Annotated in this window: 21 protein-coding genes; 6 read left to right on the top strand and 15 right to left on the bottom strand. The window is 69.0% G+C overall.

Annotated features, from left to right (window positions below; genetic code table 11):
• Nucleotides 1-5: 5 nt before the first annotated feature.
• The 3 genes from ACFY6U_RS39580 to ACFY6U_RS39570 form a co-directional block, all read right to left on the bottom strand.
• Complete coding sequence (locus ACFY6U_RS39580) at nucleotides 6-1,004, bottom strand: FKBP-type peptidyl-prolyl cis-trans isomerase (RefSeq protein ID WP_390046207.1); 999 nt, start codon at nucleotides 1,002-1,004, stop codon at nucleotides 6-8.
• Nucleotides 1,005-1,118: 114 nt separating this feature from the next.
• Nucleotides 1,119-2,480, bottom strand: a complete 1,362-nt coding sequence (gene pafA, locus ACFY6U_RS39575) for a Pup--protein ligase (RefSeq protein ID WP_028801611.1) — start codon at nucleotides 2,478-2,480, stop codon at nucleotides 1,119-1,121.
• A 9-nt stretch (nucleotides 2,481-2,489) separates the two neighbouring features.
• On the bottom strand, nucleotides 2,490-3,749 hold the full coding sequence (locus tag ACFY6U_RS39570; RefSeq protein WP_390046205.1) for an MFS transporter: 1,260 nt from the start codon (nucleotides 3,747-3,749) through the stop codon (nucleotides 2,490-2,492).
• A 46-nt stretch (nucleotides 3,750-3,795) separates the two neighbouring features.
• Here ACFY6U_RS39570 and ACFY6U_RS39565 point away from each other — a divergent pair, with 46 nt between their 5' ends.
• The gene (locus tag ACFY6U_RS39565) at nucleotides 3,796-4,854 is read left to right on the top strand and encodes a LacI family DNA-binding transcriptional regulator (RefSeq protein WP_390046203.1); all 1,059 of its coding nucleotides are present in this window, start codon (nucleotides 3,796-3,798) and stop codon (nucleotides 4,852-4,854) included.
• A 105-nt stretch (nucleotides 4,855-4,959) separates the two neighbouring features.
• Here the strand turns inward: ACFY6U_RS39565 and prcA are convergent, their stop codons facing one another.
• The 6 genes from prcA to arc form a co-directional block, all read right to left on the bottom strand.
• Nucleotides 4,960-5,718: a proteasome subunit alpha gene (gene prcA, locus ACFY6U_RS39560; protein ID WP_352365029.1), complete on the bottom strand. Its 759-nt coding sequence runs from the start codon at nucleotides 5,716-5,718 to the stop codon at nucleotides 4,960-4,962.
• A 69-nt stretch (nucleotides 5,719-5,787) separates the two neighbouring features.
• Complete coding sequence (gene prcB, locus ACFY6U_RS39555; RefSeq protein ID WP_390046201.1) at nucleotides 5,788-6,633, bottom strand: proteasome subunit beta; 846 nt, start codon at nucleotides 6,631-6,633, stop codon at nucleotides 5,788-5,790.
• Nucleotides 6,585-7,178, bottom strand: a complete 594-nt coding sequence (locus ACFY6U_RS39550; RefSeq protein WP_390046199.1) for an endonuclease VII domain-containing protein — start codon at nucleotides 7,176-7,178, stop codon at nucleotides 6,585-6,587. Before ACFY6U_RS39550 ends, prcB begins: the two co-directional genes overlap by 49 nt.
• Nucleotides 7,179-7,210: 32 nt before the next feature.
• Complete coding sequence (locus ACFY6U_RS39545) at nucleotides 7,211-7,429, bottom strand: ubiquitin-like protein Pup (RefSeq protein ID WP_234531430.1); 219 nt, start codon at nucleotides 7,427-7,429, stop codon at nucleotides 7,211-7,213.
• A gap of 190 nt (nucleotides 7,430-7,619) precedes the next feature.
• The gene (gene dop, locus ACFY6U_RS39540) at nucleotides 7,620-9,131 is read right to left on the bottom strand and encodes a depupylase/deamidase Dop (protein ID WP_390046197.1); all 1,512 of its coding nucleotides are present in this window, start codon (nucleotides 9,129-9,131) and stop codon (nucleotides 7,620-7,622) included.
• A 244-nt stretch (nucleotides 9,132-9,375) separates the two neighbouring features.
• Entirely contained in the window at nucleotides 9,376-11,142 is a 1,767-nt protein-coding gene (arc, locus tag ACFY6U_RS39535) for a proteasome ATPase (RefSeq protein ID WP_294002788.1), read from the bottom strand.
• Nucleotides 11,143-11,679: 537 nt separating this feature from the next.
• Here arc and ACFY6U_RS39530 point away from each other — a divergent pair.
• On the top strand, nucleotides 11,680-11,985 hold the full coding sequence (locus ACFY6U_RS39530; RefSeq protein WP_390046195.1) for a ferredoxin: 306 nt from the start codon (nucleotides 11,680-11,682) through the stop codon (nucleotides 11,983-11,985).
• Between the two features lie 64 nt (nucleotides 11,986-12,049).
• On the opposite strand, the gene ACFY6U_RS39525 is transcribed toward ACFY6U_RS39530, so the two are convergent.
• From ACFY6U_RS39525 to ACFY6U_RS39515, 3 genes are all read right to left on the bottom strand, one after another.
• Nucleotides 12,050-12,631, bottom strand: a complete 582-nt coding sequence (locus tag ACFY6U_RS39525) for a hypothetical protein (RefSeq protein WP_390046193.1) — start codon at nucleotides 12,629-12,631, stop codon at nucleotides 12,050-12,052.
• 213 nt (nucleotides 12,632-12,844) lie between these two features.
• Nucleotides 12,845-13,747, bottom strand: coding sequence for a tRNA (adenine-N1)-methyltransferase (locus ACFY6U_RS39520; protein ID WP_089103073.1), 903 nt, complete (start codon nucleotides 13,745-13,747; stop codon nucleotides 12,845-12,847).
• 173 nt (nucleotides 13,748-13,920) lie between these two features.
• The gene (locus tag ACFY6U_RS39515; protein WP_390046190.1) at nucleotides 13,921-15,354 is read right to left on the bottom strand and encodes a site-2 protease family protein; all 1,434 of its coding nucleotides are present in this window, start codon (nucleotides 15,352-15,354) and stop codon (nucleotides 13,921-13,923) included.
• Between the two features lie 141 nt (nucleotides 15,355-15,495).
• Here ACFY6U_RS39515 and ACFY6U_RS39510 point away from each other — a divergent pair, with 141 nt between their 5' ends.
• Nucleotides 15,496-16,437 (top strand): RecB family exonuclease, encoded by a 942-nt coding sequence (locus ACFY6U_RS39510; protein WP_351490194.1) that lies wholly within the window; start codon nucleotides 15,496-15,498, stop codon nucleotides 16,435-16,437.
• 16 nt (nucleotides 16,438-16,453) lie between these two features.
• Nucleotides 16,454-17,125 carry a response regulator transcription factor gene (locus ACFY6U_RS39505; protein ID WP_030608351.1) on the top strand — a complete coding sequence of 224 codons (672 nt, stop codon included), beginning with the start codon at nucleotides 16,454-16,456 and terminating at the stop codon, nucleotides 17,123-17,125.
• Nucleotides 17,126-17,194: 69 nt separating this feature from the next.
• Here ACFY6U_RS39505 and ACFY6U_RS39500 read toward each other — a convergent pair whose 3' ends face one another.
• From ACFY6U_RS39500 to metH, 3 genes are all read right to left on the bottom strand, one after another.
• Nucleotides 17,195-18,799 (bottom strand): ABC transporter substrate-binding protein, encoded by a 1,605-nt coding sequence (locus ACFY6U_RS39500; RefSeq protein WP_390046188.1) that lies wholly within the window; start codon nucleotides 18,797-18,799, stop codon nucleotides 17,195-17,197.
• 423 nt (nucleotides 18,800-19,222) lie between these two features.
• On the bottom strand, nucleotides 19,223-19,924 hold the full coding sequence (locus ACFY6U_RS39495; RefSeq protein ID WP_390046186.1) for an HAD family hydrolase: 702 nt from the start codon (nucleotides 19,922-19,924) through the stop codon (nucleotides 19,223-19,225).
• Between the two features lie 128 nt (nucleotides 19,925-20,052).
• Nucleotides 20,053-23,568: a methionine synthase gene (metH, locus tag ACFY6U_RS39490; RefSeq protein WP_390046184.1), complete on the bottom strand. Its 3,516-nt coding sequence runs from the start codon at nucleotides 23,566-23,568 to the stop codon at nucleotides 20,053-20,055.
• Nucleotides 23,569-23,928: 360 nt separating this feature from the next.
• Between metH and ACFY6U_RS39485 the strand changes: the two genes are divergently transcribed.
• Nucleotides 23,929-24,693 carry an IclR family transcriptional regulator gene (locus ACFY6U_RS39485; protein ID WP_351490182.1) on the top strand — a complete coding sequence of 255 codons (765 nt, stop codon included), beginning with the start codon at nucleotides 23,929-23,931 and terminating at the stop codon, nucleotides 24,691-24,693.
• A 374-nt stretch (nucleotides 24,694-25,067) separates the two neighbouring features.
• Nucleotides 25,068-25,862: an MIP/aquaporin family protein gene (locus ACFY6U_RS39480; RefSeq protein ID WP_390046182.1), complete on the top strand. Its 795-nt coding sequence runs from the start codon at nucleotides 25,068-25,070 to the stop codon at nucleotides 25,860-25,862.
• The last annotated feature ends 23 nt before the right edge of the window (nucleotides 25,863-25,885 follow it).

The raw sequence follows: 25,885 nt of genomic DNA, 5'->3' as shown, positions 1-25,885 counted from the left end.
CGCGACTACATCGCCGCAAGAATGTCCACCGTGAACACCAGCGTCGAGCCCTTCTTCACCACGCCGCCGCTCGGCGGGTTGTTCCCGTAGGCCAGGTCCGGCGGCGTGACGACCAGGATCCGGCTGCCCACCTTCTTGCCGGTGATCCCCTGCGCCAGCCCCTTGAGGACCTCCTGCATCTGCGCGATCGAGAACTGGGCCAGCCGCCCGGTCTCGTACGTCTGCTCGAAGGCCTTGCCGCTCTCCCAGACCTCGCCCTTGAACTGGCACAGGATGGTCTGCGCCGACTGCACCGCCGGGCCGTCGCCCTCCAGCACGTAGTTCGACACCAGCTTCTTCGGCGGGTCCGCCTTCGGGATGTCGATCGACGGGGCCTTGCCGTCCGTGTTCGTGCCGATCTTCGGCAGCGCGGCGTCGCTCTGCGCGACCTCCTTGCCCGTGCTGGAGCTCTTCGAGTTGAACGAGTTCAGGATGTCCACCACGAACACCAGTGTGTCCGTGCCCTTGATCCCCGCCTGCGAGTTGCCCGCGCTGCCGTACCCCCAGGTCGGCGGCACGGCCATCAGCACCCGGCTGCCGACCTTCTTCCCGGCCAGCCCGTACCGCCAGCCGTCGATGATGCTGCCCGCGGCCAGCTGCATCAGCAGCGGCGTACGGTCGTACGACTGGTCGAAGACCTTGGCCGTCGACCAGATCTGCCCCAGGTAGTTGGCCTGGATGAAGTCGTTCTCCGCGACCGCCTTGCCACCGCCCGCGATCACCGTCTTGACCGCCAGGTTCTTCGACGGATCCCCGCTGCCCTTGGCGACCGTCGGCTTCTCGTCGAACTTCGTGCCCGCCGTGATCGCCGGCAACGGCCCGTCCACGATCTTCGGCGGCGGCACCGAGGCGGAGGCCGACGGCGAGGCGCTGGCCTTGCTGGAGGAGGACGAGTTGTCGCCACACCCGGCGAGCGTGACCAGCCCCGCGGGAACAGCGGCAAGGAGAAGAGAGCGTCGGCGCACGGAAGAGCCTCGTAATCGGTCGATCTTGCGGATGGCGTGCGCGCAACTCTACGACGTGAGAAGGGCGCCGTACGGAAAACGTACGGCGCCCGTGTGGCGTTCTGTGCCGATCTCTCACATACCGGCGATGAGCTTCTCCACCCGGTCGTCGACCGAACGGAACGGATCCTTGCACAACACCGTGCGCTGCGCCTGGTCGTTGAGCTTCAGATGCACCCAGTCGACCGTGAAGTCCCGGCGCTGCTCCTGCGCCCGCCGGATGAAGTCACCGCGCAACCGGGCCCGAGTCGTCTGCGGCGGTACCGACTTGCCCTCGAAGATCTTCAAGTCATTGCAGATCCGCGCGGCTTGACCCTTCTTCTCCAGCAGGTAATACAGACCCCGACGACGGTGAATGTCGTGATAAGCGAGGTCTATCTGCGCCACCCGCGGATGCGACATGGTCATGTTGTGCTTGGCCCGGTACCGCTCGATGAGCTTGTACTTCATCACCCAGTCGATCTCGGTGCCGATCCGGTCCAGGTCCTCGGCCTCGATCGCGTCCAGCGTCCGGCCCCACAGCTCCAGCACCTGCTCGACCGTGCCGGTCCGGATACCGCGGCGCTCGCAGAAGTCCACGGCCTTCTCGTAGTACTCCCGCTGCACCTCGAGGGCGGAGGCCTCCCTGCCGCTGGCCAGACGCACCTTGCGCCGGCCCGTGATGTCGTGGCTGACCTCGCGGATCGCCCTGATCGGGTTCTCCAGGGTCAGGTCCCGCATCACCGTGCCCGCCTCGATCATGCGCAGCACCAGGTCGGTGGCGCCGACCTTCAGCAGCATCGTCGTCTCGGACATGTTCGAGTCGCCGACGATGACATGCAGCCGGCGGTAGCGCTCCGCGTCCGCGTGCGGCTCGTCGCGCGTGTTGATGATCGGCCGGGAACGCGTCGTCGCCGAGGAGACGCCCTCCCAGATGTGCTCCGCCCGCTGGCTCACGCAGTACACCGCACCGCGCGGCGTCTGCAGCACCTTCCCGGCGCCGCACAGCAGCTGCCGGGTCACCAGGAACGGAATGAGGATGTCCGCGAGCCGGGAGAACTCCCCGTGCCGCGCCACCAGATAGTTCTCGTGGCAACCGTAGGAGTTGCCCGCCGAGTCCGTGTTGTTCTTGAAAAGGTAGACGTCGCCCGCGATTCCTTCCTCATGCAGGCGTCGTTCGGCGTCCACCAACAGCCCTTCGAGAATGCGCTCGCCGGCCTTGTCGTGGGTGACCAGTTCGGTCACATTGTCACACTCGGGTGTCGCGTATTCCGGATGTGAGCCCACGTCGAGATAGAGCCGGGCGCCGTTCCGCAGAAAGACATTGCTGCTACGGCCCCATGACACGACACGGCGGAAGAGGTACCGCGCCACCTCGTCAGGCGACAGGCGGCGCTGTCCCCTGAACGTGCACGTGACGCCGTACTCGTTCTCCAGCCCGAAAATGCGGCGGTCCATGACTGAACATTACGCCCGATCCCCTGAGCTGAAACGGGGTTCGGCAGCACGATTTGGATCATTTTCCGAACCGGCCGCAACCACCGCACCCCCACCGGGAGCTGCGAGGACCCGCCCCGTGACCGTCAGGACCAGCAACGACACACCCCCCGCCGCACCCGGCACGGCGAACCCCCACAAGGCCCCGCCCGCCTCGACCACCGGTCCCGCCAGGCCCGTTCCCACCGACGCCCCCACTGTGAACGTCGTCACAAGCCAGGAGAACGCCTCGGTGACCGTACCGACCGGCGCATGCCGGTCCACCAGCACGAACGCACACGCGATCGCCGGCGCCAGGAACACCCCGGCCAACACCGTGAGCAACACCATGGCCAACGCTCCCGGCATCAGCATCAACGGCAGATAACACACCGCCAGAAGAGCCACCAGCACCCGCAGTCGCCACGCCGGCTCCCCCGCCCACCGCCGCGCCCCGTAGACACTGCCCCCCAGCAGCGCACCCATCCCCAGAGCCGCCATCATCCAGCCGTACACCGCGTCACCGCCGTGGCCGTCCGCGTACGGCACCGACGCCACCGTGATGGAACCCAGCGCCATCCCCACGAACAGGAACGCCGCCAGCAGCGCCAGCAGCCCGGACGAACGCAGCGCACCCAGCCAGTGCGCCTCACGCGGCGCCGACCGCCACGCACGCGACGGCGCCGAGACCACCACCGAGAGCGCCCCGAGCACCCCGACCACGTTCACCACCAGCAGCGCCGCCTGCGCCGACCACAGCGACACGCACAGCGTCACCAGCAACGGCCCCACGGTGAACATGACTTCCTGGGCCACCGCGTCCATCGCATACGCCGTATGCACCCGCTCCTCCGCACCGAGGACACTCGGCCACAGGGCCCGCAGCCCGCCCTCCAGCGGCGGCGTGAACAGCCCGGCCGCCGCCACGGCCGCGTACGCGACCGGCAGCGACCCGGTACCCGCGAACGCGAACACGGCCATCGCACCCGCCGACGCCAGCGCCGCGGGCAACTGGACCCGCGGCTGCCCGCACAGATCGACCAGCCGCCCCAGCACCGGCTGCCCCACCGCGTTGGCCACCCCGTACACCGCCGCGAGCACCCCCGCCAGGCTGTACGTGCCGCCCTCCGCGCGCACGAACAGCACGATCGCGATCGCGGCCGTCGCGTTCGGCAACCGCCCCACCAGCGTCCCCGTCAGCAGCCGGGCCGCGTGCCTCGCCCTGAGGATCTCCAGGTACCCCGCGGCCATGTCCCACCTCCACGTTTTACGTATAACCCCGCCTCCCATACGTACCATGTGCGCTGTTCACACGTCCAGACGAAGGAGCCCACCCCCGGTGCCACCCAGCAGCACGCGCCCCACGAGCCGCGACGTCGCCCAGGCAGCCGGCGTCTCCCAGGCCGCCGTGTCGCTCGTGCTCGGCGACAAATGGCGCGGCCGCGTCTCCGAAGCCACCGCCCAACGGGTCCGCGAAGCCGCCCGCGACCTCGGCTACCGCCCCAACCTCGCCGCCCGCAACCTCCGCCTCGGCCGCACCCGCACCGTCCTCCTCGTCGTCCCCGCCCTCACCACCGAGTTCTTCGCCGGCGTCTACACCGGCGCCGCCCGCGTCGCCTCCGCCCACGGCTTCGGCGTCCTCCTCTACCCCTCCCCCGAAGGCATCGGCCCCGCCCGCGACCCCTTCGCCTCCGCCCAGGCCGCCCTCGACGGCGTCATCGCCTCCTCCATGGCAGCCGACGCCCTCACCGCCATCCGCGGCGACCAGCTCCCCCTCGTCATGCTCGACAGCGACCCCGACGGCAGCCTCGGCGCCGCCACCGTCAACCTCGACATCGCCGACGGCGTACGCCAGACCGCCGACCACCTCCTGAGCCTCGGCCACCGCCACTTCCTGCACCTGGCCGCCGACATCGCCTCCTGGACCTTCGAAGTACGCGCACACGAACTGGCCACCCGCACGTCAGCGGTACCCGGCACCTCACTGCGCACGATCCGCGCCCCGATCTCGATCGAAGGCGCCCAAGCCGCCACCGAGGCCGCCCTCACCACCCCCGGCCCCCGCCCCACCGCCCTCGTCTGCGACGACGACAAACTCGCCGCCGGCGCCTACAAAGCCCTCCGCCGCCAAGGCCTGCGCATCCCCGACGACATCTCCGTCACCGGCCTCGACGACCTCGCCCTCGCCACCGCCATCGACCCCGAGCTGACGACCGTACGCCTGGACGCGGAACTCTTCGGCGAACGCGGCATGCAGGCCCTCCTCGCCGTCCTGGACGGCCGCGAACCCGAACACGGAGACATCCCCGTCGAACTGGTCGTACGAGGCTCCACAGCACCCCCACGCCCCTCATGAAACGCCCGCGCCCCGTCCGACGATCACCGGACGGGGCGCGCAGAACGGGGCGGATACGAGCCGATACGAACGAGCCGATACGAACAGCTACCCGACGTCTCCCAGCTACTCGACGTCTCCGCCGGACTCCTCGGCGTCCTCGGCCTCCGCAGCCGTCGCCGCACCGCCCGACTCCAGCAGCCGCGACAACTGCGGACCCACGATCCGCTTGAACTTCCGCTGCTGCGGACGCGTCCGGTCCAGCACCGCGACCTCCAGACGCTCCGCCGGAATCTCCCGCTGCGTCCCGTTCGACTCCCGCGACAGCGCCGTCACAGCCAGCTTCAGAGCCTCCGCCAGGGTCATCCCCTCCCGGTGCTCACGGTCCAGATACGTACTGATCTGCTCCGCACTGCCACCGACCGCCACCGAACCGTGCTCGTCCACGATCGAACCGTCGTGCGGCAACCGGTAGATCTGGTCACCCTCCGGAGTCTCCCCCACCTCCGCGACGACCAGCTCAACCTCGTACGGCTTCTCCGCCGCCGACGAGAAGATCGTGCCCAGCGTCTGCGCGTACACGTTCGCCAGACCACGCGCCGTCACATCGTCACGGTCATAGGTGTAACCACGCAGGTCGGCATAGCGCACACCCCCGATCCGCAGATTCTCGTACTCGTTGTACTTGCCGGCGGCCGCGAAACCGATCCGGTCATAGATCTCGCTGAACTTGTGCAGCGCACGGGACGGGTTCTCACCGACGAACACGATGCCGTCGGCGTACTGGAGCACAACCAGGCTGCGGCCACGCGCGATGCCCTTGCGGGCGTACTCGGCACGGTCCGCCATCGCCTGCTGAGGTGAGACATAGAACGGCGTCGACACCGGTATCCGTCCCCTTCCTTAGGGTTCCGTCGAAGTCACTGGGATCACCTTGATAAGAACGCCGGCGCCCTACAGCAGCGCCGCGCGCGGGCCGTCCGGCTCCTCCAGACGGCGCGCCAGCACCGCACGGGCCAGCTCGGAGGACTCGTCGTCCGTGAGCCGGCGGAAACCGGAGTCGGTGATCACGGTGATGATCGGGTAGATCCGGCGGGCGACATCGGGACCACCCGTCGCCGAGTCGTCGTCGGCCGCGTCGTACAGAGCCTGCACCACCAGTGTGCTCGCCTGCTCCTCGGACAGGTCGTCACGGAACAGCTTCTTCATCGCACCGCGCGCGAAGATCGAGCCGGACCCCGTGGCCGCGAAGTTGTGCTCCTCGGAACGGCCGCCGGTGACGTCGTAGGAGAAGATCCGGCCCTTGGCGCGGTCCACGTCGAACCCGGCGAACAACGGCACGACCGCCAGCCCCTGCATCGCCATGCCGAGGTTGGACCGGATCATCGTCGACAGCCGGTTCGCCTTGCCCTCCAGGGACAGCTGGGCGCCCTCGACCTTCTCGAAGTGCTCCAGCTCCAGCTGGAACAGCTTCACCATCTCCACGGCGAGACCGGCGGTGCCGGCGATACCGACGGCCGAGTACTCGTCCGCCGGGAACACCTTCTCGATGTCCCGCTGCGCGATCACGTTGCCCATCGTGGCCCGACGGTCACCGGCGAGCACCACGCCCCCGGGGAAGGTCACCGCCACGATCGTCGTCCCGTGCGGCGCCTCGATCACCCCCTGCGTGGGCGGCAACTGCCGCCTGCCGGGCAGCAACTCCGGCTGGTGCTCACCGAGAAAGTCCATGAACGAAGAGGACCCAGGCGTCAGGAAGGCAGCTGGTAGACGCCCGGTGCTACGAGTGTTGGCTTCCACAAGTTTCCTTCCAGGTAAGCAGCGGCTCGGCGAGCGGCGTCGGGCTTGTCCCTCAATTTGCCGATGGCCGAATTGCAGTTGAAGCACAGTACGCCTCGGACCCTACCCGTCTTGTGGCAGTGATCCACATGCACGGGCGGAGCATCTAGACAGATCGCGCAGAGTCCGTACTGAGCGGCGATCAGCGCGTCACGCTCGGCTTCGGTGAGGTTGTAGTTGCGCTTCAGGTGCCCGGCGCGCCCCTCGGCGGCCCTGCACTCCTTGCAGCGGGTCGACAGCCCGTCCGAGGCCGTGGCGTTTCGATGCCACTCGCTCCACGGCTTGACTTCGCCGCACTTCAGGCAGAGCTTGTGCCCTTCAGGGACATCGACCTTCGGCCGGACCTTTCGCCCCAGGCTCACCTGGCTCGCTCGGTGGTAGTCCGACGAGCAGTCCCGGCAATGGTGCTGGAGACCATCAAGGTTTGATCGCTTCCGCGCAAAGGCTGCGTGCGGCTTTACTTCACCGCACCGCACACAGCGCTTCACGCCATCTTCGTTCGCCAACTTCGATCCCCCGCAGGCCTTCAATTCGAAGGCTACTCGCCGCCTTTTTGAACGAATGATCGAACGAAGTCCTCTGCGTTCTCCTCCAAGACATCGTCAATCTCGTCCAGGACGGAGTCGACGTCGTCGCTCAGCTTCTCGTGCCGCTCCTTGAGGTCCTCGGAGCCCTGCGACTCTGCCGCCTGCTCCTCGACCTCCTCGGTGGAGTGCGTCGCCTTCTGCTGTCCGCCGCCGGTGTCCTTGGTTGCCATGACACTCACCCCGCTCAGTTCGCCCGACATGGGTCGGCAGGTCGGCTTTCCTGCCGATCGGTGATGATCAGACCCTACAAGCCGGGTCCGACATCGGCCCCGCAGTTTCTCCAACGTACGGGGGCCACCTCGATGATTCCCGGGCGGCGGGATTTTGACCCCGGCCGCCCGGTGTGCTCCGGGTACCCGTTCAGCCGCCGGAGAGGACCCTGACCAGGTCTTCTGCGGTGCGGCAGCGGTCCAGGAGCGCCTTGACGTGATTTCGCGTTCCGCGTAGCGGTTCCAGGGTTGGGACGCGCTGGAGGCTGTCGCGGCCGGGGAGGTCGAAGATGACCGAGTCCCAGCTGGCCGCGGCGACGTCGTCGGCGTACTGCTCCAGGCAGCGGCCGCGGAAGTAGGCCCGGGTGTCCTCTGGCGGGCTGGTGCGGGCCCGTTCCACGTCGGCCTCGTCGAGGAGCCGCTTCATGCGTCCGCGGGCGGCGAGGCGGTTGTAGAGGCCCTTCTCGGCCCGTACGTCGGCGTACTGGAGGTCGAGGAGGTGCAGCTTGGCGGCGTCCCAGTCGAGGCCGTCTCGGCGGCGGTAGCCCTCCATGAGTTCCAGCTTGGCGACCCAGTCGAGTTCTCCGGAGAGGCTCATGGGGTCGTGTTCGAGGCGGTTGAGGGTGTCTTCCCAGCGGGCGAGGACGTCCTTGGTCTGGTCGTCGGCGTCGGCGCCGTACCGCTCCTCCACGTATTTGCGCGACAGCTCGTAGTACTCCATCTGGAGCTGGACGGCGGTGAGTGTGCGTCCGCTGCGGAGGGTGACGAGGCGCTTGAGGGTGGGGTCGTGGGAGACCTGGTGGAGGGTGCGTACGGGCTGGTCGACAGCGAGGTCGACGGCGATGAAGCCGTCTTCGATCATCGACAGGACCAGGGCCGTCGTGCCCAGCTTCAGGTAGGTCGAGATCTCGGAGAGGTTCGCGTCGCCGATGATCACGTGGAGGCGGCGGTATTTCTCCGCGTCGGCGTGGGGTTCGTCGCGGGTGTTGATGATGGGCCGTTTGAGGGTGGTCTCGAGGCCGACCTCGACCTCGAAGTAGTCGGCGCGCTGGCTGAGCTGGAAGCCGTGTTCGTGGCCGTCCTGGCCGATGCCGACGCGGCCGGCGCCGGTGACGACCTGGCGGGAGACGAAGAAGGGGGTGAGGTGGCGCACGATGTCGGAGAAGGGGGTTTCCCGCTTCATCAGGTAGTTCTCGTGCGTGCCGTAGGAGGCGCCCTTGTTGTCGGTGTTGTTCTTGTAGAGGTGGATGGGCTGGGCGCCGGGGAGTGCGGCGGCTCGTTCGGCGGCTTCGGCCATGATGCGTTCGCCGGCCTTGTCCCAGAGGACGGCGTCGCGGGGGTTGGTGACCTCGGGGGCGCTGTATTCGGGGTGTGCGTGGTCGACGTAGAGGCGGGCGCCGTTGGTGAGGATCACGTTGGCGAGGCCGATGTCCTCGTCGGTGAGCTGGCTGGCGTCGGCGGCCTCGCGTGCGAGGTCGAAGCCTCGGGCGTCCCGTAGCGGGTTCTCCTCCTCGAAGTCCCAGCGGGCCCGGCGGGCCCGGTGCATCGCCGCCGCGTAGGCGTTGACGATCTGGGACGAGGTGAGCATGGCATTGGCGTTGGGGTGGCCGGGGACGGAGATTCCGTACTCCGTCTCGATGCCCATTACTCGCCGTACGGTCATGCGGCCCTCCTTGCCCGGCGGAGCCCTCGGTCGTGGGCTGCGCTCGCGTACCGCTGGCGCTCCGGTGCGTGTGCGGTGCCCGTCCCCGCACTGCGCGACTCGGCGGTAGGAAAGAGCCTAGAACGCCTCTGCGCTGGTGGGGAGATCATTTGCGTCATTGCCTTGCTCGCCTCGGTTCCGGTTTTGGCCGGAAAAACAGTCGGCTGCGGGTACCCGGTGAGGGCACCCGCAGCCGCCCTGTGTTTTACAGGTACTGTCCGGTGTTTGCCACCGTGTCGATGGAGCGTCCGGTGTCCGCGCCCTGCTTTCCGGTGATGAGGGTACGGATGTAGACGATCCGTTCGCCCTTCTTTCCGGAGATCCGGGCCCAGTCGTCGGGGTTGGTGGTGTTGGGCAGGTCCTCGTTCTCCTTGAACTCGTCCACGCAGGCCTGGAGGAGGTGGGAGACGCGGAGGCCCTTCTGGTTGTGCTCGAGGAAGTCCTTGATCGCCATCTTCTTGGCGCGTCCGACGATGTTTTCGATCATGGCGCCGGAGTTGAAGTCCTTGAAGTAGAGGACTTCCTTGTCTCCGTTGGCGTAGGTGACTTCCAGGAAGCGGTTTTCCTCGGATTCGGCGTACATGTGTTCCACTGCCGTCTGGATCATGCTTTCGACGGTGGTGGCCTTGCTGCCGCCGTGTTCTCCGAGGTCGTCGGAGTGGAGCGGGAGGCGTTCGGTGAGGTACTTGCCGAAGATGTCCTTGGCTGCCTCGGCGTCGGGACGCTCGATCTTGATCTTCACGTCGAGGCGGCCGGGGCGGAGGATGGCGGGGTCGATCATGTCCTCGCGGTTGGAGGCGCCGATGACGACCACGTTCTGGAGGCCTTCGACACCGTCGATCTCAGCGAGCAGCTGGGGGACGATGGTGTTCTCCACGTCCGAGCTGACGCCGGACCCGCGGGTGCGGAAGAGGGATTCCATCTCGTCGAAGAAGACGATGACGGGGGTGCCCTCGCTGGCCTTCTCCCGGGCGCGCTGGAAGACGAGGCGGATCTGCCGCTCGGTCTCGCCGACGTACTTGTTCAGGAGCTCGGGGCCCTTGATGTTGAGGAAGAAGCTCTTGCCGGCGGCCTGGCCGGTGACTTCGGCGACCTTTTTGGCCAGCGAGTTGGCGACGGCCTTGGCGATGAGTGTCTTGCCGCATCCGGGGGGCCCGTAGAGCAGGACGCCCTTGGGCGGACGCAGTTCGTGCTCCTTGAACAGGTCCGGGTAGAGGTACGGGAGCTCGACGGCGTCGCGGATGGCCTCGATCTGGCCGCCGAGACCGCCGATCTGCTCGTAGCCGATGTCGGGGACCTCTTCGAGGACGAGTTCCTCGACCTCGCTCTTGGGAACGATCTCGTAGACGTAGCCGGAGCGGGGTTCGAGCAGCAGGGCGTCGCCGGGGCGGATGTTCACGTCGAGCAGGGGTTCGGCGAGCCGTACCACCCGTTCTTCGTCGGTGTGCCCCAGGACGAGGGCGCGCTCGCCGTCCTCGAGGATTTCCTTGAGGGTGACGATGTCGCCGACGCGCTCGTACTCCATGGCCTCGACCACGTTGAGTGCTTCGTTGAGCATGACTTCCTGGCCGCGCCTGAGGTCGTCCAGGTCAACGCTTGGGCTGACGTTCACCCGCAGTTTGCGGCCGCCGGTGAAGATGTCGGCGGTGCCGTCCTCGTTCGCTGTGAGGAAGACACCGAAGCCGGCCGGCGGCTGTGCGAGTCGGTCGACTTCTTCCTTGAGGGCCACGATCTGGTCGCGGGCCTCGCGGAGGGTGTTCGCGAGTCGCTCGTTCTGGGCGGACACGCCGGCCAGGTTCGTCTGCAGCTCGACGATCCGCTCTTCGAGAATCCTCGTGTGTCGCGGAGAGTCGGCGAGCTTGCGTCGCAGGACGGCGATCTCCTGCTCAAGATAGGCGATCTGCTCGGACGGGTCGTCGGACCCTCGTCCCGGGCGGATGCCGCGGTTCATGTCGTCGTCGTGGGCTGCCACGGTCCTCACCTCCTCCAAGGGGAGCTGGACGCTTCCAGACCCTACCTGGGTGGGTGTCGATTGAAACCCCTAGATCACAAAGACTGTCAAGGTGTGTCGTCGGTCACCCATTGCGTTCTCCCTCGTGCCGGGTGGATACCCACTCAACGCGATTCAGAAGCGGCGTGTTCCAGGCCTGGAGTGGTCAAAACCCTTCGTGACTGACCGGAGTTGTCCGCTCCAGTGCCGGTTCAGGGGTTGTGCCCCGGTGGCGGATTTCCTACACAGAGCGACCGGTCGGATGTGGTGCGTGTTCGCGGACGCGGGGCGCGGGTTGGCTCAAGTCGATCGGTCAGGTGGCCGGACGCCGCCTTGCCGCGCGGTGCGGGCGCCGTGTGCGCGGGCGGAGGGAGCGGGCGGAGGCGCCCTGGAGGGTGTGCGAGGAGGGTGCGCGGGCGGCTGCGGGCCGGAGGTAGGGTCGAAGGCGTTCAACACCCGCCGGGGCGGGACCGGGTGACCCCCGGGTCCGGCCGTCCGGCGCTTTCGACGGCAGGAGAGATGACCGTGCAGCAGGAGGCCCTGGCCGACGGTGAGGCGCTCGAGGTCTGGATCGACCAGGATCTGTGTACGGGTGACGGGATCTGTGCCCAGTACGCCCCCGAGGTGTTCGAGCTGGACATCGACGGCCTGGCCTATGTGAAGGGCGCGGACGACGAGCTGCTGCAGGCGAAGGGGGCGACGGTGCCGGTGCCGCTGCCGTTGCTCACGGACGTGGTGGATTCGGCGCGGGAGTGTCCGGGCGAGTGCATCCATGTGCGCCGGGTCGCGGACCGTGTCGAGGTGTACGGGCCGGACGCGGAGTGACCTTCCGGCCACTCCGCGTGGCGTGGGCGGCCGGCCCCTCGGGCCGGCTCGGCCGGTGTGGCCGTCAGACGCTGTGGGCGGCGGCGGGGGTGGAGCGGACGAACGCGTGGCCGTTCCACTGCCACTTGGCGTCGGACTTCAGGTCCGGGCAGCAACTGGGCACATTGTCCGAGGAATAGCCGAGCAGGGTGGCGGTGACCGCTTTGCCGCCGACGGCGAAGTCGGTCACGGTGTACCGGTCCTTGGGGTCGACCAGGGTGGCGACGACGCGGGGGCTGGTGGCGCCGGCGGCCTGGGTGAGGACGTAGACGCCGTCGGGCGGGGTGCCCATGGCCGAGTCGCAGTGGACGACCACCACGGTTTCCGGTCTGCCGTCGCCGTCGAGGTCCCCGGAGGCCTTCTTGACGACCAGCTCCTTCACGGGGCCGCAGTCGAGGGGGAAGTCCACGCCGGTGGTGCTGGGCGGCGCGGCGGCCGCGGGGGCGGGCTTCGTCGCGGTTCCGGCGGTGGGCTGGGCGGCTTTGGCCGAGCCCGGCTGGAAGAGGGACGACAGAGCGACGACGCCGGCCACGGCAGCGGCGGTGGCCAGCCAGTGCATGGGGCGGGTGTCGGTGTGAGCGAGCTCCGGGACCACGGATTGCTGCACTAGGAGTGTCTCCTGTGAGGCCTGTGCCGGTGGGGGGGTGGCCTGCATCGTGCCACACGTCACAGTGGGAGGGAACGGCGGGGGTGGGCTTTCGTGGCTGGTGGGGTGCCGCTGCGTCGGCGGCGTCAACGGGTGAGCGCCGCGGCCGAGTTCCCGTGGGGTCCGGGAACTCGGCCGCGGCGCTCGTGCGTTGAAGCGGTGGCGGGGTGGGGCTCAGCGGCCGGCGCCGCCGTCGGCGTTGGGGCCGTCGTAGTCCTCGCCGTAGGCGCCCTTGGCGGGGCGGCGGCGGCGCATGGGCGGCTCGACGCCGTCGGCGAGGCGGCGGGCGGTGAGCAGGAAGCCGGTGTGGCCGATCATCCGGTGGTCGGGGCGGACGGCGAGGCCTTCCACGTGCCAGTTGCGGATCATCGTCTCCCAGGAGGTCGGCTCGTTGAAGCAGCCGATCTCGCGGATGGACTCGACGGTCCGGGCGAGCTGGGTGGTGGTGGCGACGTAGCAGCACAGGATGCCGCCGGGGACGAGGGCCTTGGAGACGGCCTCCAGGCATTCCCAGGGGGCGAGCATGTCGAGGATGACGCGGTCGACGTCGGTGTCCGAGAGGTTGTCCTGGAGGTCGCCCACGGTGAGCTGCCAGGCCGGGTGGGGGCCGCCGAAGTAGCGCTCGACGTTCTGCTGGGCGATCTCGGCGAAGTCCGCGCGGCGCTCGTAGCTGTGCAGCATGCCCTGGTCGCCGATGGCGCGCAGCAGGAAGCTGCTGAGCGAGCCGGAGCCGACGCCGGCTTCGACGACGCGGGCGCCGGGGAAGATGTCGGCGAAGGAGAGGATCTGCCCCGCGTCCTTGGGGTAGACGACGGCTGCCCCGCGGGGCATGGACAGGACGTAGTCGGGGAGCAGGGGGCGCAGCGCGAGGTAGGCGACGTTGCCGGTGGTGCGGACAACGCTGCCCTCGGGAGCGCCGATCAGTTCGTCGTGCGGGAAGGAGCCCTTGTGGGTGTGGAAGTTCTTCCCGGCTTCGAGCGTGAACGTGTAGTGGCGACCCTTGGGGTCGGTCAGCTGTACCTGGTCCCCGACCTTGAAGGGCCCGCGCCTGCGGGCGGCACCGGTCGGTTCGGACATGTGAACAGCCTACCGGTTCCCTGCGGGGGGCCTGACCGGCCTGGCCGACAGGGGGGGCGGGGCGGGTGCGTCGGGTGCGGGCCGTGGGTGGCTGGTCGCGCAGTTCCTCCCCCAGGCCTTCGGCCGGGGGACCCCCAGCGCCCCTTTCGGGGGCGCTCACGCCGAGGGCGTTGTCAGGCCGGCCTCGCCATTGCCCTGACGAAGGCGCGTTCGACGTCGGCTGCGGACAGGACGCCGTAGATCTCGCCGGTCTCCTCGACGACCAGGTATTCGGTGGCGGGGGTGGCGCGCAGGACGTCGAGGAGGTCTTCTCCGGCCAGTTCCGCGGAGACGCGCATGCCGTCGGTGAGGTCCTGGGCGAGGCCGCTGACGGCGACCCAGGGGCGGCGGTGTTCGGGTACGCCGACGATCGCGGCCTCGCGGACGAGGGAGAGCGGGTTGCCGTCGGCGTCGACGACGACCAGGGCGCGGGCGCCGGCGGCGTTGGCGCGGCGCAGGGCCTCGGAGAGCGGGGTGTCGGTCTCGACGGGGACGGCGCGGCGGGTGAGGGTGCGGGCGCGCAGTTCCGGGAGGTGTTCGCGGAGGCGGGCCATGCGCAGGCTGTTGCCGGCGCCGGTCCAGATGATCGCGGCGAGGATGGCGGCGAGCAGGGCGTCGGTGACGGCGTCCATGCCGCTGCTGTCGTCGGTGCCGCCGCCGAAGGCGCCCCAGTGGTTGAGCAGGGGGAGGCCGATGAGGACGGAGACGGCGAGGGCGCGGCCGACCCAGGCGGCGGCGACGGTGCCGCTCATGGGCCTGCCGGTGATCTTCCATACGACGGCGCGGAGCATCCGGCCGCCGTCGAGGGGGAGGCCGGGGAGCAGGTTGAAGGCGGCGACGATGAGGTTGGAGACCATCAGGCCGGCCAGCAGGACGCCGGGGACGGTGCCGGGCTCGACGGGCTGCATGGCGAGGTAGAAGAGGCCGGAGAGGACGAGGGAGAGCAGCGGGCCGACGAAGGCCAGCACGAATTCCCGTCCGGGGGTCTCCGCCTCCTTCTCGATCTCCGAGACGCCGCCGAAGAACTGGAGCTGGATGCGGCGGACGGGGAGTTTGAAGCGGATCGCGGCGACCGTGTGGGCGAGTTCGTGGATCAGGACGGAGGCGTAGAAGGCGATGGCGAAGAAGAGGGAGACGAGGTAGCGGGCGGCGCCGAGTTCGGGCAGGACGCGGTCGAGCTGGCCGCCGAAGACCCAGGTGATCAGCGCGGCGACGACGAACCAGCTGGGGGCGACGTACACGGGGACGCCGAAGGGGCGGCCCATGAGCAGTCCGCCGCCGGGTTCCTTGGGCCGCTGCGGCGGCTGTCCCTTGGCCATGCCGGCCGCACCGGGCTGCGCGGGGGCCGGTCGGGGTTCTTCGGGTTCGGGGGTCGCGTCGGTGTGCGGTGCGGGGGCGGGTTCCGGTGCCCCGGTGGTCTCCGGTTTCTCCGGTGCCGGCGTCGTCTGCGGCTCGTCCGGCTTCTCCGGTGCCTGCGGGGCCGGGGGCGCGGGCTCCTCGCCGGTCGTCTGCTGCGCCGGTTCGGCGTTGTCCGACCGGGGCTGCCCGCTGCCGCCGCTCACGTCCACGGTGTCCCCTCGTTAGATGCGTCTTCTCCGGTCGATGGTATGCGGCCGTCGTGGCGTGTTCCGCCCCGGCACCCCCCTGTGTTGGCCGGGCCGTGGTGCGGGTTGGGTGACTGTCAGTGGCGGGCCGTATGGTCTGTGGTCATGGACAGCAGCATCGGGGACGCCGCACGGGATCGGGGCGCGGTCGTCGCGCAGGGGGAAGAGCCGGTCACCGGGGTGGCGGGGAAGGCGGCGGCGCCGCCCGCCTCGCTGTCGCCCTCGCGGGCCAGTGACTTCATGCAGTGTCCGTTGCTGTACCGGTTCCGGGTGATCGACCGGCTGCCGGAGAAGCCGAGCGAGGCGGCGACGCGGGGGACGCTGGTGCACGCGGTTCTGGAGCGGCTCTTCGACGCGCCCGCGGTGGAGCGGACGGCGCCGCGGGCCAAGTCGCTGATCCCGGGGCAGTGGGACCGGCTGCGGGAGTCCAGGCCGGAGCTCGGGGAGTTGTTCGCGGAGGATCCGCGGGGCGAGCGGCTGGCGCGCTGGCTGGGTGAGGCGGAGCAGCTGGTCGAGCGCTGGTTCACGCTGGAGGATCCGGTCCGGCTGGAGCCCGTGGAGCGGGAGCTGTTCGTGGAGACGGAGCTGGAGTCGGGGCTGCGGCTGCGCGGGATCATCGACCGGGTCGACGTGGCCGCGACGGGTGAGGTGCGGATCGTCGACTACAAGACGGGCAAGGCACCGCGGCCGGAGTACGCCGAGGGTGCGCTGTTCCAGATGAAGTTCTACGCGCTGGTGGTGTGGCGGCTGAAGAACGTGGTGCCGAGGCGGCTGCAGCTGGTCTATCTCGGCAGCGGTGACGTGCTGACGTACGACCCGGTCCTCGCCGATCTCCAGCGGGTGGAGCGCAAGCTGCTCGCGCTGTGGGAGGCGATCCGGGAGGCGACGGAGTCGGGTGAGTGGCGGCCGCGTCCGACGAAGCTGTGCGGCTGGTGCGACCACCAGGCGCACTGCCCGGAGTTCGGCGGTACTCCCCCGCCGTATCCGCTGCCGGTGAGGTCGGCCGGGTCCGGGGGCGTGGCGCAGGGCAGAATGGGCGCGGACTAGCAGAAGGAGACTCACCGTGGCCATCCGCGTCCTACTGGTCGACGACCAGCCGCTGCTGCGTACCGGGTTCCGGATGATTCTGGAGGCCGAGCAGGACATCGCGGTCGTGGGCGAGGCCGGAGACGGCCTGCAGGCACTCGACCAGGTGCGCGCCCTCCAGCCCGACGTCGTGCTGATGGACATCCGGATGCCGCGGATGGACGGCGTGGAGGCGACCCGGCAGATCACCGGCCCCGGCCGGGACGGCCCGGCGAAGGTGCTGGTGCTGACCACGTTCGATCTGGACGAGTACGTGGTGGAGGCGCTGCGCGCGGGGGCCAGCGGCTTCCTGCTGAAGGACGCGCCGGCCAACGAGCTGGTGCAGGCGATCCGGGTGGTGGCGAACGGCGAGGCGATGCTGGCGCCGAGCATCACGCGCCGGCTGCTGGACAAGTACGCGACGCATCTGCCGTCCGGTGAGGAGCCGGTGCCGGACACCCTGCACACCCTCACCGACCGGGAGGTGGAGGTGCTGAAGCTGGTGGCGCGCGGGCTGTCGAACGCGGAGATCGCGGCCGACCTGTTCGTCAGCGAGACCACGGTGAAGACGCATGTGGGGCATGTGCTGACCAAGCTGGGGCTGCGGGACCGGGTGCAGGCCGCGGTGTACGCGTACGAGAGTGGCCTGGTGCGCCCGGGAGCGCAGTAGGCGGGCGGTACGACGGCAAGGGCGCCCTGCTCGTGGAGCGGGGCGCCCTTCCTGTCGTACGACCGGGTGTCAGCTGCTGGAGCCGCGGCCGAGCTCCCACAGCTGGAGGCTGGCGGAGGAGTTGAGGGCGTAGGCGACGCCCGTGATGTCGCTGCGGGCGGCGACGTACTGCTTGCCCTGCCACAGGGGCAGCACCGGGACGTCGTTGGCGACGTCGTCCTGGATCTCGGTCAGGCTGCCGGTGGCGCTGGCGCGGTCGGCCTCGCGGCGGGATTCGGGGATCAGGGTGTTGATGATCCGGTTGTTGAGGTAGGGCGACTTGAGGAAGTTGTCCTTGTCGAGGAACGGCGCGAGGAAGTTGTCGGCGTCGGGGAAGTCGGGGAACCAGCCCATGCCGTAGACGTCGTAGTCGCCCTTGCGCTCGTTGGTCTGGTAGGACGACCAGGGGGTGCCCTCGATGCTGACGTCGAACAGGCCGCTGTCGTTGAGCTGCTGCTTGAGGACCTCGAACTCCTGCTTGGTGGCCGGACCGTAGTGGTCGGTCGTGTAGTGCAGGGTGAGCTTCACCGGGGTGGTGATGTTCGCCGCGGTCAGCAGGCTCTTGGCCTTGGTGACGCTGGGGTCGCCGTACTTGTTGAAGAACGAGTTGGAGTGGCCGGTGATGGAGGCCGGGACCAGCGAGTACAGCGGCTCGGCCTGGGAGCCGTACACCTTGGCGACGAGTTCGTCGCGGTTGATGACCTGGGCCATGGCCTGGCGGACGGCCTTGGCCTTGACGGTCGGTGCGTCGGTGTTGAAGCCGAGGTAGCGGATCTCCAGGCCGGACATCTCGACGAGGTCGACGTTCTTGTCGGTGCCGGCGTCGAGCTTGTTGATCTGGGCCGGCGACATGGTGCGGGTCATGACGTCGATGTCGCCCTTGTCGATCGCCTCGCCCATGGCGTCGGCGTCCTTGTACGAGCGCAGGACGACCTGCTCGTTGTTCACCTTCACGCTGCCCTTGTAGTTCGGGTTCTTGGTGAAGGTGGCGGAGACGAGCTCGTCGTTCTTGACGTCGGCCTTGAAGGTGTAGGGGCCGGAGCCGTCGATGTCGAAGCCGTCGCGGAGCTTGTCCTTCTCGTAGTCCTTCGGGTTCACGATGCCCGCGACCGGAGTGGACAGCTTGTACGGGAAGGTGGCGTCGGCGGTCTTGAGGTGGAAGATGACCTCGCGGTCGCCCTGGGTCTCGATGGTGTCGATGTTCGAGAGGAGGGCATAGACGCCGGTGTCCGACTTGATGCGCAGGGCGCGCTCGATGGACCACTTGACGTCCTCGGCGGTGACGGCGTTGCCGTCGGAGAACTTCAGGCCCTCGCGCAGCTTGCAGGCGTAGCGCTCGCTGCCGCTGTCGGTGAAGGAGCAGCTCTCTGCGGCGTCGGGAACCGGGTCGCCCTCGCCCTTGGGCTGGGACATGAGGGTCTGCACGGTCTGGCGCAGGATGTTCCAGCCGCCGACGTCGTAGGAGTACGCGGGGTCGATCGGCGCGGGGGCGTCCTTCGTGGCAGTGAACCCGTCGGTGGTGCCGACGACGATCGCGTCGCTGCTGCTGCTCCCACTGTCGGACCCACCGCACGCGGCGAGCACCGGAGTGAGCAGGCCGACCACGGCCGGCAGCACCAAAGTCTTACGGTTCATGCTCGAAGTTCTCCAGAGCTGTTCGTGTCCGTGTATCCCGCATACATGGGGTGTCGAAGCGGATCACGGGGGTTACGGCGATGTTCTCGCGACGAGATTAGTCCGCGGCCGCAGGACGGTTGGCAGCGGCGTGAGTTGAGGGGCCATCACGCAGGGGAACCGGTTGTGGACGGACCGAAAACCCGACAGCGGCAGGATTAGTGCAGCGTCTCCCCAATCGGGACACAAGGTCACCCCGTTTCCCCCCGAACGGGGGTGGGCTGCACAGTCGGGCAACGTTGTCGAGCGTCCTGCACGTGGGGAACGTCACACGTGCATTTATGTGATGGGCTATCGGAATTCAGCCGGTTGAACAGTTGCGAATTCCGTTGAATGACAGGCGCCGGGATTTCGTCCAATGGACTTTGTACGCTGGGTGAACGGCTAGCCCATTTCCGTCATCAGGCCGCGCAGAAAAGCCAGGTCGACCTCTTCCAGGGAGGTCACCACGGTACGCCGGGCGGCCGGGGCGATCGGCGCGACCGACGGGACGGCGACGACCTGGCAGCCGGCCGCCTCGGCGGCGGCGACGCCGGTCGCGGTGTCCTCGACGACCGCGCATCGGGCCGGGTCCACCCCCAGCCCGGCGGCGGCGAGCAGGTACGGGTCCGGGTAGGGCTTGGTGCGCGAGACCTCGTCGCCGGCGACGGACAGGCTGAAGTGCTGGGGGCCCAGCGAGGTCAGGACACGGTCGATGATGCGCCGGTGCGAGGCGGAGACCAGGGCGGTGGGGATCTGCTGCTCGTACAGCTCGGCGAGCAGCCGCTGTGCGCCCGGCATCAGCGGCAGGGCGGTGCCGATGCGCTCCTCGAAGCCCTCGTTGAGCAGCACGCTGACCTCGGCGAGCGTGATGGCGGCGCCGGTGGCCTCGATGAGGAACCCGGCGCTGCGGGTCATGGGGCCGCCGACCACGACATGGCGCCAGGAGTCGTCGAGGGTGTGGCCGAGGCGGGCGAAGATCTCGACCTCGACGTCCCACCAGAAACCCTCGGTGTCCACCAGGGTGCCGTCCATGTCGAGGAGCACCGCCTGGAGGGCCGAGCCTTCCGCCGTACGGGTTCCGAGCGCGGGGACCGTGCTGGTCAATCCACACACCTCCTTGAGGGACGACCAGGCCGGTTCCCATGCGGGGAACCGGCCTGCTGTGGACCGACCAGTGTACGACTTATCCGATCAGTGTGCTGTGTGGCACGCGTCTCGGCGTGCCACACGGCTCACCGGGCGTTGAAGTACTTCGCCTCCGGGTGGTGGATCACGATGGCGTCCGTGGACTGCTCGGGGTGCAGCTGGAACTCCTCGGACAGGTGGACGCCGATCCGCTCGGGCCGGAGCAGGTCGGCGATCTTGGCGCGGTCCTCCAGGTCGGGGCAGGCGCCGTAGCCGAGGGAGAAGCGGGCGCCCCGGTACTTCAGGGCGAACATGTCCTCGACGTCGGCCGGATCCTCGCCGGCGAAGCCGAGTTCGGAGCGCACGCGTGCGTGCCAGTACTCGGCGAGGGCCTCGGCCAGCTGGACGGACAGGCCGTGCAGTTCGAGGTAGTCGCGGTAGGAGTTGGCCTCGAACAGCTTGGCGGTCTGCTCGCCGATGCGGGAGCCGACGGTGACGACCTGGAGGCCGACCACGTCCGTCTCGCCGGACTCCTCCGGACGGAAGAAGTCGGCGAGGCAGAGCCGGCGGCCGCGGCGCTGGCGCGGGAAGGTGAACCGGGTGCGCTCGTTGCCCTGTTCGTCCAGGATGATCAGGTCGTCGTCCTTGGAGACGCAGGGGAAGTAGCCGTAGACGACGGCGGCTTCGAGCAGGTTCTCCGTCTGGAGCTTGTCGAGGAGGCCGCGCAGCCGGGGCCGGCCCTCGGTCTCGACGAGTTCCTCGTAGGACGGTCCCTCGCCGGTGCGGGCCTGCTTGAGGCCCCACTGGCCCTTGAAGAGGGCGCCCTCGTCGAGCCAGCTGGCGTACTCCTTGAGCTGGATGCCCTTGATGACGCGGGTGTCCCAGAACGGCGGGGTGGGCACCGGGTTGTCGACGGCGACGTCGGAGCGGACATGGCCCTCCTCCGGCCGCTCCTCGACCTCGACGGCGGCCGCGTGCCGGACCCGGCGCTGCTTCAGTTCCGGCAGGACGGCACCGGGCAGGCCGCGCTTGACGCCGATGAGGGCGTCCATGAGGCGCAGGCCCTCGAAGGCGTCGCGGGCGTAGCGGACCTCGCCCTCGTAGAGCTCGTGCAGGTCCTGCTCGACGTAGGCACGGGTGAGGGCGGCGCCGCCGAGGATGACCGGGTAGGTGGCGGCGAGGCCGCGCTGGTTGAGCTCCTCCAGGTTCTCCTTCATGATCACCGTGGACTTGACGAGCAGGCCGGACATGCCGATGACGTCGGCCCTGTGCTCGTCGGCGGCCTCCAGGATCGCGGAGACGGGCTGCTTGATGCCGAGGTTGACGACGTTGTAGCCGTTGTTGGACAGGATGATGTCGACGAGGTTCTTGCCGATGTCGTGGACGTCGCCGCGCACGGTGGCGAGCACGATGGTGCCCTTGCCCTCGGCGTCCGACTTCTCCATGTGCGGTTCGAGGTGGGCGACCGCGGCCTTCATGACCTCGGCGGACTGGAGGACGAACGGCAGCTGCATCTGGCCGGAGCCGAACAGCTCGCCGACGACCTTCATGCCGTCCAGGAGGGTCTCGTTGACGATGTCCAGGGCGGCGCGGGTCTGGAGCGCCTCGTCGAGGTCGGCTTCGAGACCGTTCTTCTCGCCGTCGATGATGCGGCGCTTGAGGCGCTCCGCCAGCGGGAGGGCGGCCAGTTCCTCGGCCTTGCCGGCCTTCAGGGACTTGGCGGTGGCGCCCTCGAAGAGCTGCATGAGCTTCTGAAGCGGGTCGTAGCCCTCGGCGCGGCGGTCGTGGATGAGGTCGAGGGCGGTCTGCACCTCCTCCTCGCTGAACCGGGCGATCGGCAGGATCTTGCTGGCGTGCACGATCGCCGAGTCCAGGCCCGCCCTGACGCATTCGTCGAGGAAGACGGAGTTCAGCAGGATGCGGGCGGCCGGGTTGAGGCCGAAGGAGATGTTGGACAGGCCGAGGGTGGTCTGGACGTCCGGGTGGCGGCGCTTGAGCTCGCGGATCGCCTCGATGGTGGCGATGCCGTCCTTGCGGGACTCCTCCTGGCCGGTGCAGATCGTGAAGGTCAGGGTGTCGATGAGGATGTCCGACTCGTGGATGCCCCAGTTCCCGGTGAGGTCGTCGATGAGCCGTTCGGCGATCTCGACCTTCTTCTCGGGGGTGCGGGCCTGGCCCTCCTCGTCGATGGTCAGCGCGATCAGCGCGGCGCCGTGCTCGCGGGCGAGCTCGGTGACCTTCGCGAAGCGGGACTCCGGGCCGTCGCCGTCCTCGTAGTTGACGGAGTTGATGACCGCGCGGCCGCCGAGCTTCTCCAGACCGGCCCGGATGACCTCGACCTCGGTGGAGTCGAGGACGATCGGCAGGGTGGAGGCGGTGGCGAAGCGGCCGGCCAGTTCCTCCATGTCGGCGACGCCGTCCCGGCCGACGTAGTCCACGCAGAGGTCCAGCATGTGGGCGCCCTCGCGGATCTGCTCGCGGGCCATCTCCACACAGTCGTCCCAGCGAGCCGCCAGCATGGCCTCGCGGAACTTCTTGGAGCCGTTGGCGTTGGTGCGCTCGCCGATGGCCAGATAGGAGGTGTCCTGGCGGAACGGGACCGTCTGGTAGAGGGAGGCGGCGCCGGGCTCGGGGCGCGGGCTGCGCTCGGGCGGGGTGACGCCCCGGACCTTCTCCACGACCTGGCGCAGGTGCTCGGGCGTGGTGCCGCAGCAGCCGCCGATGAGGGAGAGGCCGTAGTCGCGGACGAAGTTGTCCTGGGCCTCGGCCAGGCCCTCCGGGCCGAGCGGGAAGTGGGCGCCGTCCTTGGTGAGGACCGGCAGTCCGGCGTTCGGCATGCACAGCAGCGGGATGCGGGAATGCCGGGTGAGGTAGCGCAGGTGCTCGCTCATCTCGGCGGGGCCGGTCGAGCAGTTCAGGCCGATCATGTCGATGCCGAGCGGCTCCAGGGCGGTGAGCGCGGCACCGATCTCGGAGCCGAGCAGCATGGTGCCGGTGGTCTCGAAGGCCATGGAGACCAGGAGCGGGACCTCGGTGCCGAGGGCTTCCATGGCGCGGCGGGCGCCGAGGACGGAGGCCTTGGTCTGCAGGAGGTCCTGGGTGGTCTCGACGATCAGGGCGTCGGCACCGCCGGTGAGCAGGCCCTCGGCGTTCTGCTGGAAGCCGTCGCGGATGGTGGCGTACGGCACGTGGCCGAGGGTGGGCAGCTTGGTGCCGGGGCCGATGGAGCCGAGGACCCAACGCTGCCGGCCGTCCCGTGCGGTGTAGCCGTCGGCGACCTCGCGGGCGATGCGGGCACCGGACTCGGAGAGCTCGTGGACCCGGTCGGCGATGTCGTACTCGGCCATCGCGGCGTGGTTGGCCCCGAAGGTGTTGGTCTCGACGCAGTCCACGCCGACGTCGAAGTACGCCTCGTGGACCGAGCGGACGATGTCGGGGCGGGTGAGGTTGAGGATCTCGTTGCAGCCCTCGAGATTCTCGAAGTCCTCCAGGGTGGGGTCCTGCGCCTGGAGCATGGTGCCCATGGCTCCGTCGGCGACCACCACGCGTGTGGCGAGCGCCTCCCGGAGCGCGGACACCCGGGTCCGGCTGTCGGCGGAAGGGGACGGCGGCAACGAGGCCATGAAGGGCTCCCTTGGATGCGACGGCTGTCGGCTATGCGGTTTCCCCGGGTGGACCCGGCTATGGACGCACGGCGCCAGCGTAACCGGGAGTGGGCTTGGATGGGCAGGGCGTCCATGTGGCGGACGAGTGACCGGCGGGGCGGGCAGTATGACGCCGGCCATGGCGTTTTGGCCGCTCACAGGTCATGGTGCGGGGCGGATGTGCGTGGCCGGACACCGAAGGGTGGGCCACGCGGGAAGCAACGGATGCCGACCGACCATTAGCGGTGAGTCGGCATGGACCGGTAGTGTTCGGCATTGCCGAACGATGGTTACGGCGTCGTGACGGCGAGGGTCACAGGGGACGGAGGCAGAACGGCGATGGCACGGAACATCCAGTCGCTCGAACGGGCGGCCGCGATGCTGCGGCTGCTCGCGGGCGGCGAGCGACGGCTCGGCCTGTCGGACATCGCCTCGTCGCTGGGCCTCGCCAAGGGCACCGCCCACGGCATACTCCGCACCCTCCAGCAGGAGGGGTTCGTCGAGCAGGACGACGTCTCGGGGCGCTACCAACTGGGCGCCGAGCTGCTCCGGCTGGGCACCACCTACCTGGACATCCACGAGCTGCGGGCGCGGGCGCTGGTATGGACGGACGACCTGGCCCGCTCCAGCGGGGAGAGCGTCTACCTGGGCGTGCTCCACCAGCAGGGCGTGCTGATCGTGCACCACGTCTTCCGGCCCGACGACAGCCGGCAGGTGCTCGAGATCGGCGCCATGCAGCCGCTGCACTCCACGGCCCTCGGCAAGGTGCTGTCGGCCTACGACCCGGTGGCGCACAGCGAGGCGCTGGAGGCCGACCGCAAGCCCTTCACCGACCGCACCACCTGTGACCTGGACGCCTTCGAGCACATCCTGGACATCACGCGGGCCCGCGGCTACGCGGCCGACGTCGAGGAGACCTGGGAGGGCGTGGCCTCGGTCGCGGCGCCGATCCACGACCGCCGCCGGATGCCGGTGGGGGCGGTGGGCATCACGGGCGCGGTGGAGCGGCTCTGCAAGGACGGGGAGCTGCGGCCCGACCTGATCGCGGCGGTGCGGGACTGCGCCCGTGCGGTGTCGCGGGACCTGGGCGCGGGCCGGTTCTGACGGCGCGCCCCTGATCGACGACCGAGGCCGGTTCGCGTGTGGCGGACCGGCCTCAGCCGTACCCTGAGATGGACATAACAGGGCAAAACGGCAGATCAGCGGAGTTGACGCAGGACACCCGGGCGGACTACCCGACTCATCGATAACCCGAAGCAATCAATAACGATCGCGCTTTCGATAACAGAACTCTTGACGCACGCGTAACGCCGGAGCAAGACTCCCGTCCATCGGTCGGCATTGTCGAACACCTACCGGCAATACGCGCTAGAGTGTGACAACGCCAAAGGCCGACATCGCTCTCACCCCCGAGGGCGCCAACACCCCGAAGGGACTCGGGGTTCGGCTTCCCTGGACGAAGGACAAAGGAGTCGCGGGTGTCCAGCTCCGACATCTTCATCGGCGAGACCATCGGTACCGCCATACTCATCCTGCTCGGCGGCGGCGTGTGCGCCGCCGTCACGCTCAAGGCCTCCAAGGCCCGTAACGCCGGCTGGCTCGCCATCGCCTTCGGTTGGGGCTTCGCCGTCCTGACGGCCGTCTACATCTCCGGACCGCTGTCCGGTGCCCACCTCAACCCGGCCGTCACCGTCGCTCTCGCCATCAAGAACAGCGACTGGAGCCACGTCCCGGTCTACTTCGCCGGACAGCTGCTCGGCGCGATGATCGGCGCGAGCCTGGTGTGGGTGGCCTACTACGGCCAGTTCCAGGCCCACCTCACCGACAAGGAGATCGTCGGCGGCCCCGGCGCGCAGGCCACCACGGCCAAGGCCGTCGAGGCCCAGGAGAAGGGCGCAGGACCGGTCCTCGGCATCTTCTCCACCGGTCCGGAGATCCGCAACGCGGTCCAGAACCTCGCCACGGAGATCATCGGCACCGTCGTGCTGATCCTCGCGGTCCTCACCCAGGGCCTCAACGACAAGGGCAACGGCCTCGGCGTGCTGGGCGGCCTGATCACCGCCCTGGTGGTCGTCTCGATCGGTCTGTCGCTCGGCGGCCCGACGGGTTACGCGATCAACCCGGCCCGTGACCTGGGCCCGCGCATCGTGCACGCACTCCTCCCCCTGCCCAACAAGGGTGGTTCCGACTGGAGCTACGCCTGGATCCCGGTCGTCGGCCCGCTGATCGGCGGAGCCATAGCCGCGGGTATCTACAACGTCGCCTTCGCCTAGAGCGGCAGGCCTCGCCCAAGAGA

The organism is Streptomyces sp. NPDC013157 (genome assembly GCF_042899865.1).
Taxonomy (GTDB): domain Bacteria; phylum Actinomycetota; class Actinomycetes; order Streptomycetales; family Streptomycetaceae; genus Streptomyces.
This window is presented reverse-complemented; position numbering and strand designations above follow the sequence as displayed.

Coding starts and splice junctions, on each gene's coding strand:
- ACFY6U_RS39520 (WP_089103073.1), bottom strand. CDS start 13,747: ATGTCCGAACCGACCGGTGCCGCCCGCAGGCGCGGGCCCTTCAAGGTC.
- ACFY6U_RS39570 (WP_390046205.1), bottom strand. CDS start 3,749: ATGGCCGCGGGGTACCTGGAGATCCTCAGGGCGAGGCACGCGGCCCGG.
- ACFY6U_RS39565 (WP_390046203.1), top strand. CDS start 3,796: ATGTGCGCTGTTCACACGTCCAGACGAAGGAGCCCACCCCCGGTGCCA.
- ACFY6U_RS39485 (WP_351490182.1), top strand. CDS start 23,929: ATGGCACGGAACATCCAGTCGCTCGAACGGGCGGCCGCGATGCTGCGG.
- pafA (WP_028801611.1), bottom strand. CDS start 2,480: ATGGACCGCCGCATTTTCGGGCTGGAGAACGAGTACGGCGTCACGTGC.
- ACFY6U_RS39510 (WP_351490194.1), top strand. CDS start 15,496: ATGGACAGCAGCATCGGGGACGCCGCACGGGATCGGGGCGCGGTCGTC.
- ACFY6U_RS39545 (WP_234531430.1), bottom strand. CDS start 7,429: ATGGCAACCAAGGACACCGGCGGCGGACAGCAGAAGGCGACGCACTCC.
- ACFY6U_RS39500 (WP_390046188.1), bottom strand. CDS start 18,799: ATGAACCGTAAGACTTTGGTGCTGCCGGCCGTGGTCGGCCTGCTCACT.
- metH (WP_390046184.1), bottom strand. CDS start 23,568: ATGGCCTCGTTGCCGCCGTCCCCTTCCGCCGACAGCCGGACCCGGGTG.
- dop (WP_390046197.1), bottom strand. CDS start 9,131: ATGACCGTACGGCGAGTAATGGGCATCGAGACGGAGTACGGAATCTCC.
- ACFY6U_RS39530 (WP_390046195.1), top strand. CDS start 11,680: ATGACCGTGCAGCAGGAGGCCCTGGCCGACGGTGAGGCGCTCGAGGTC.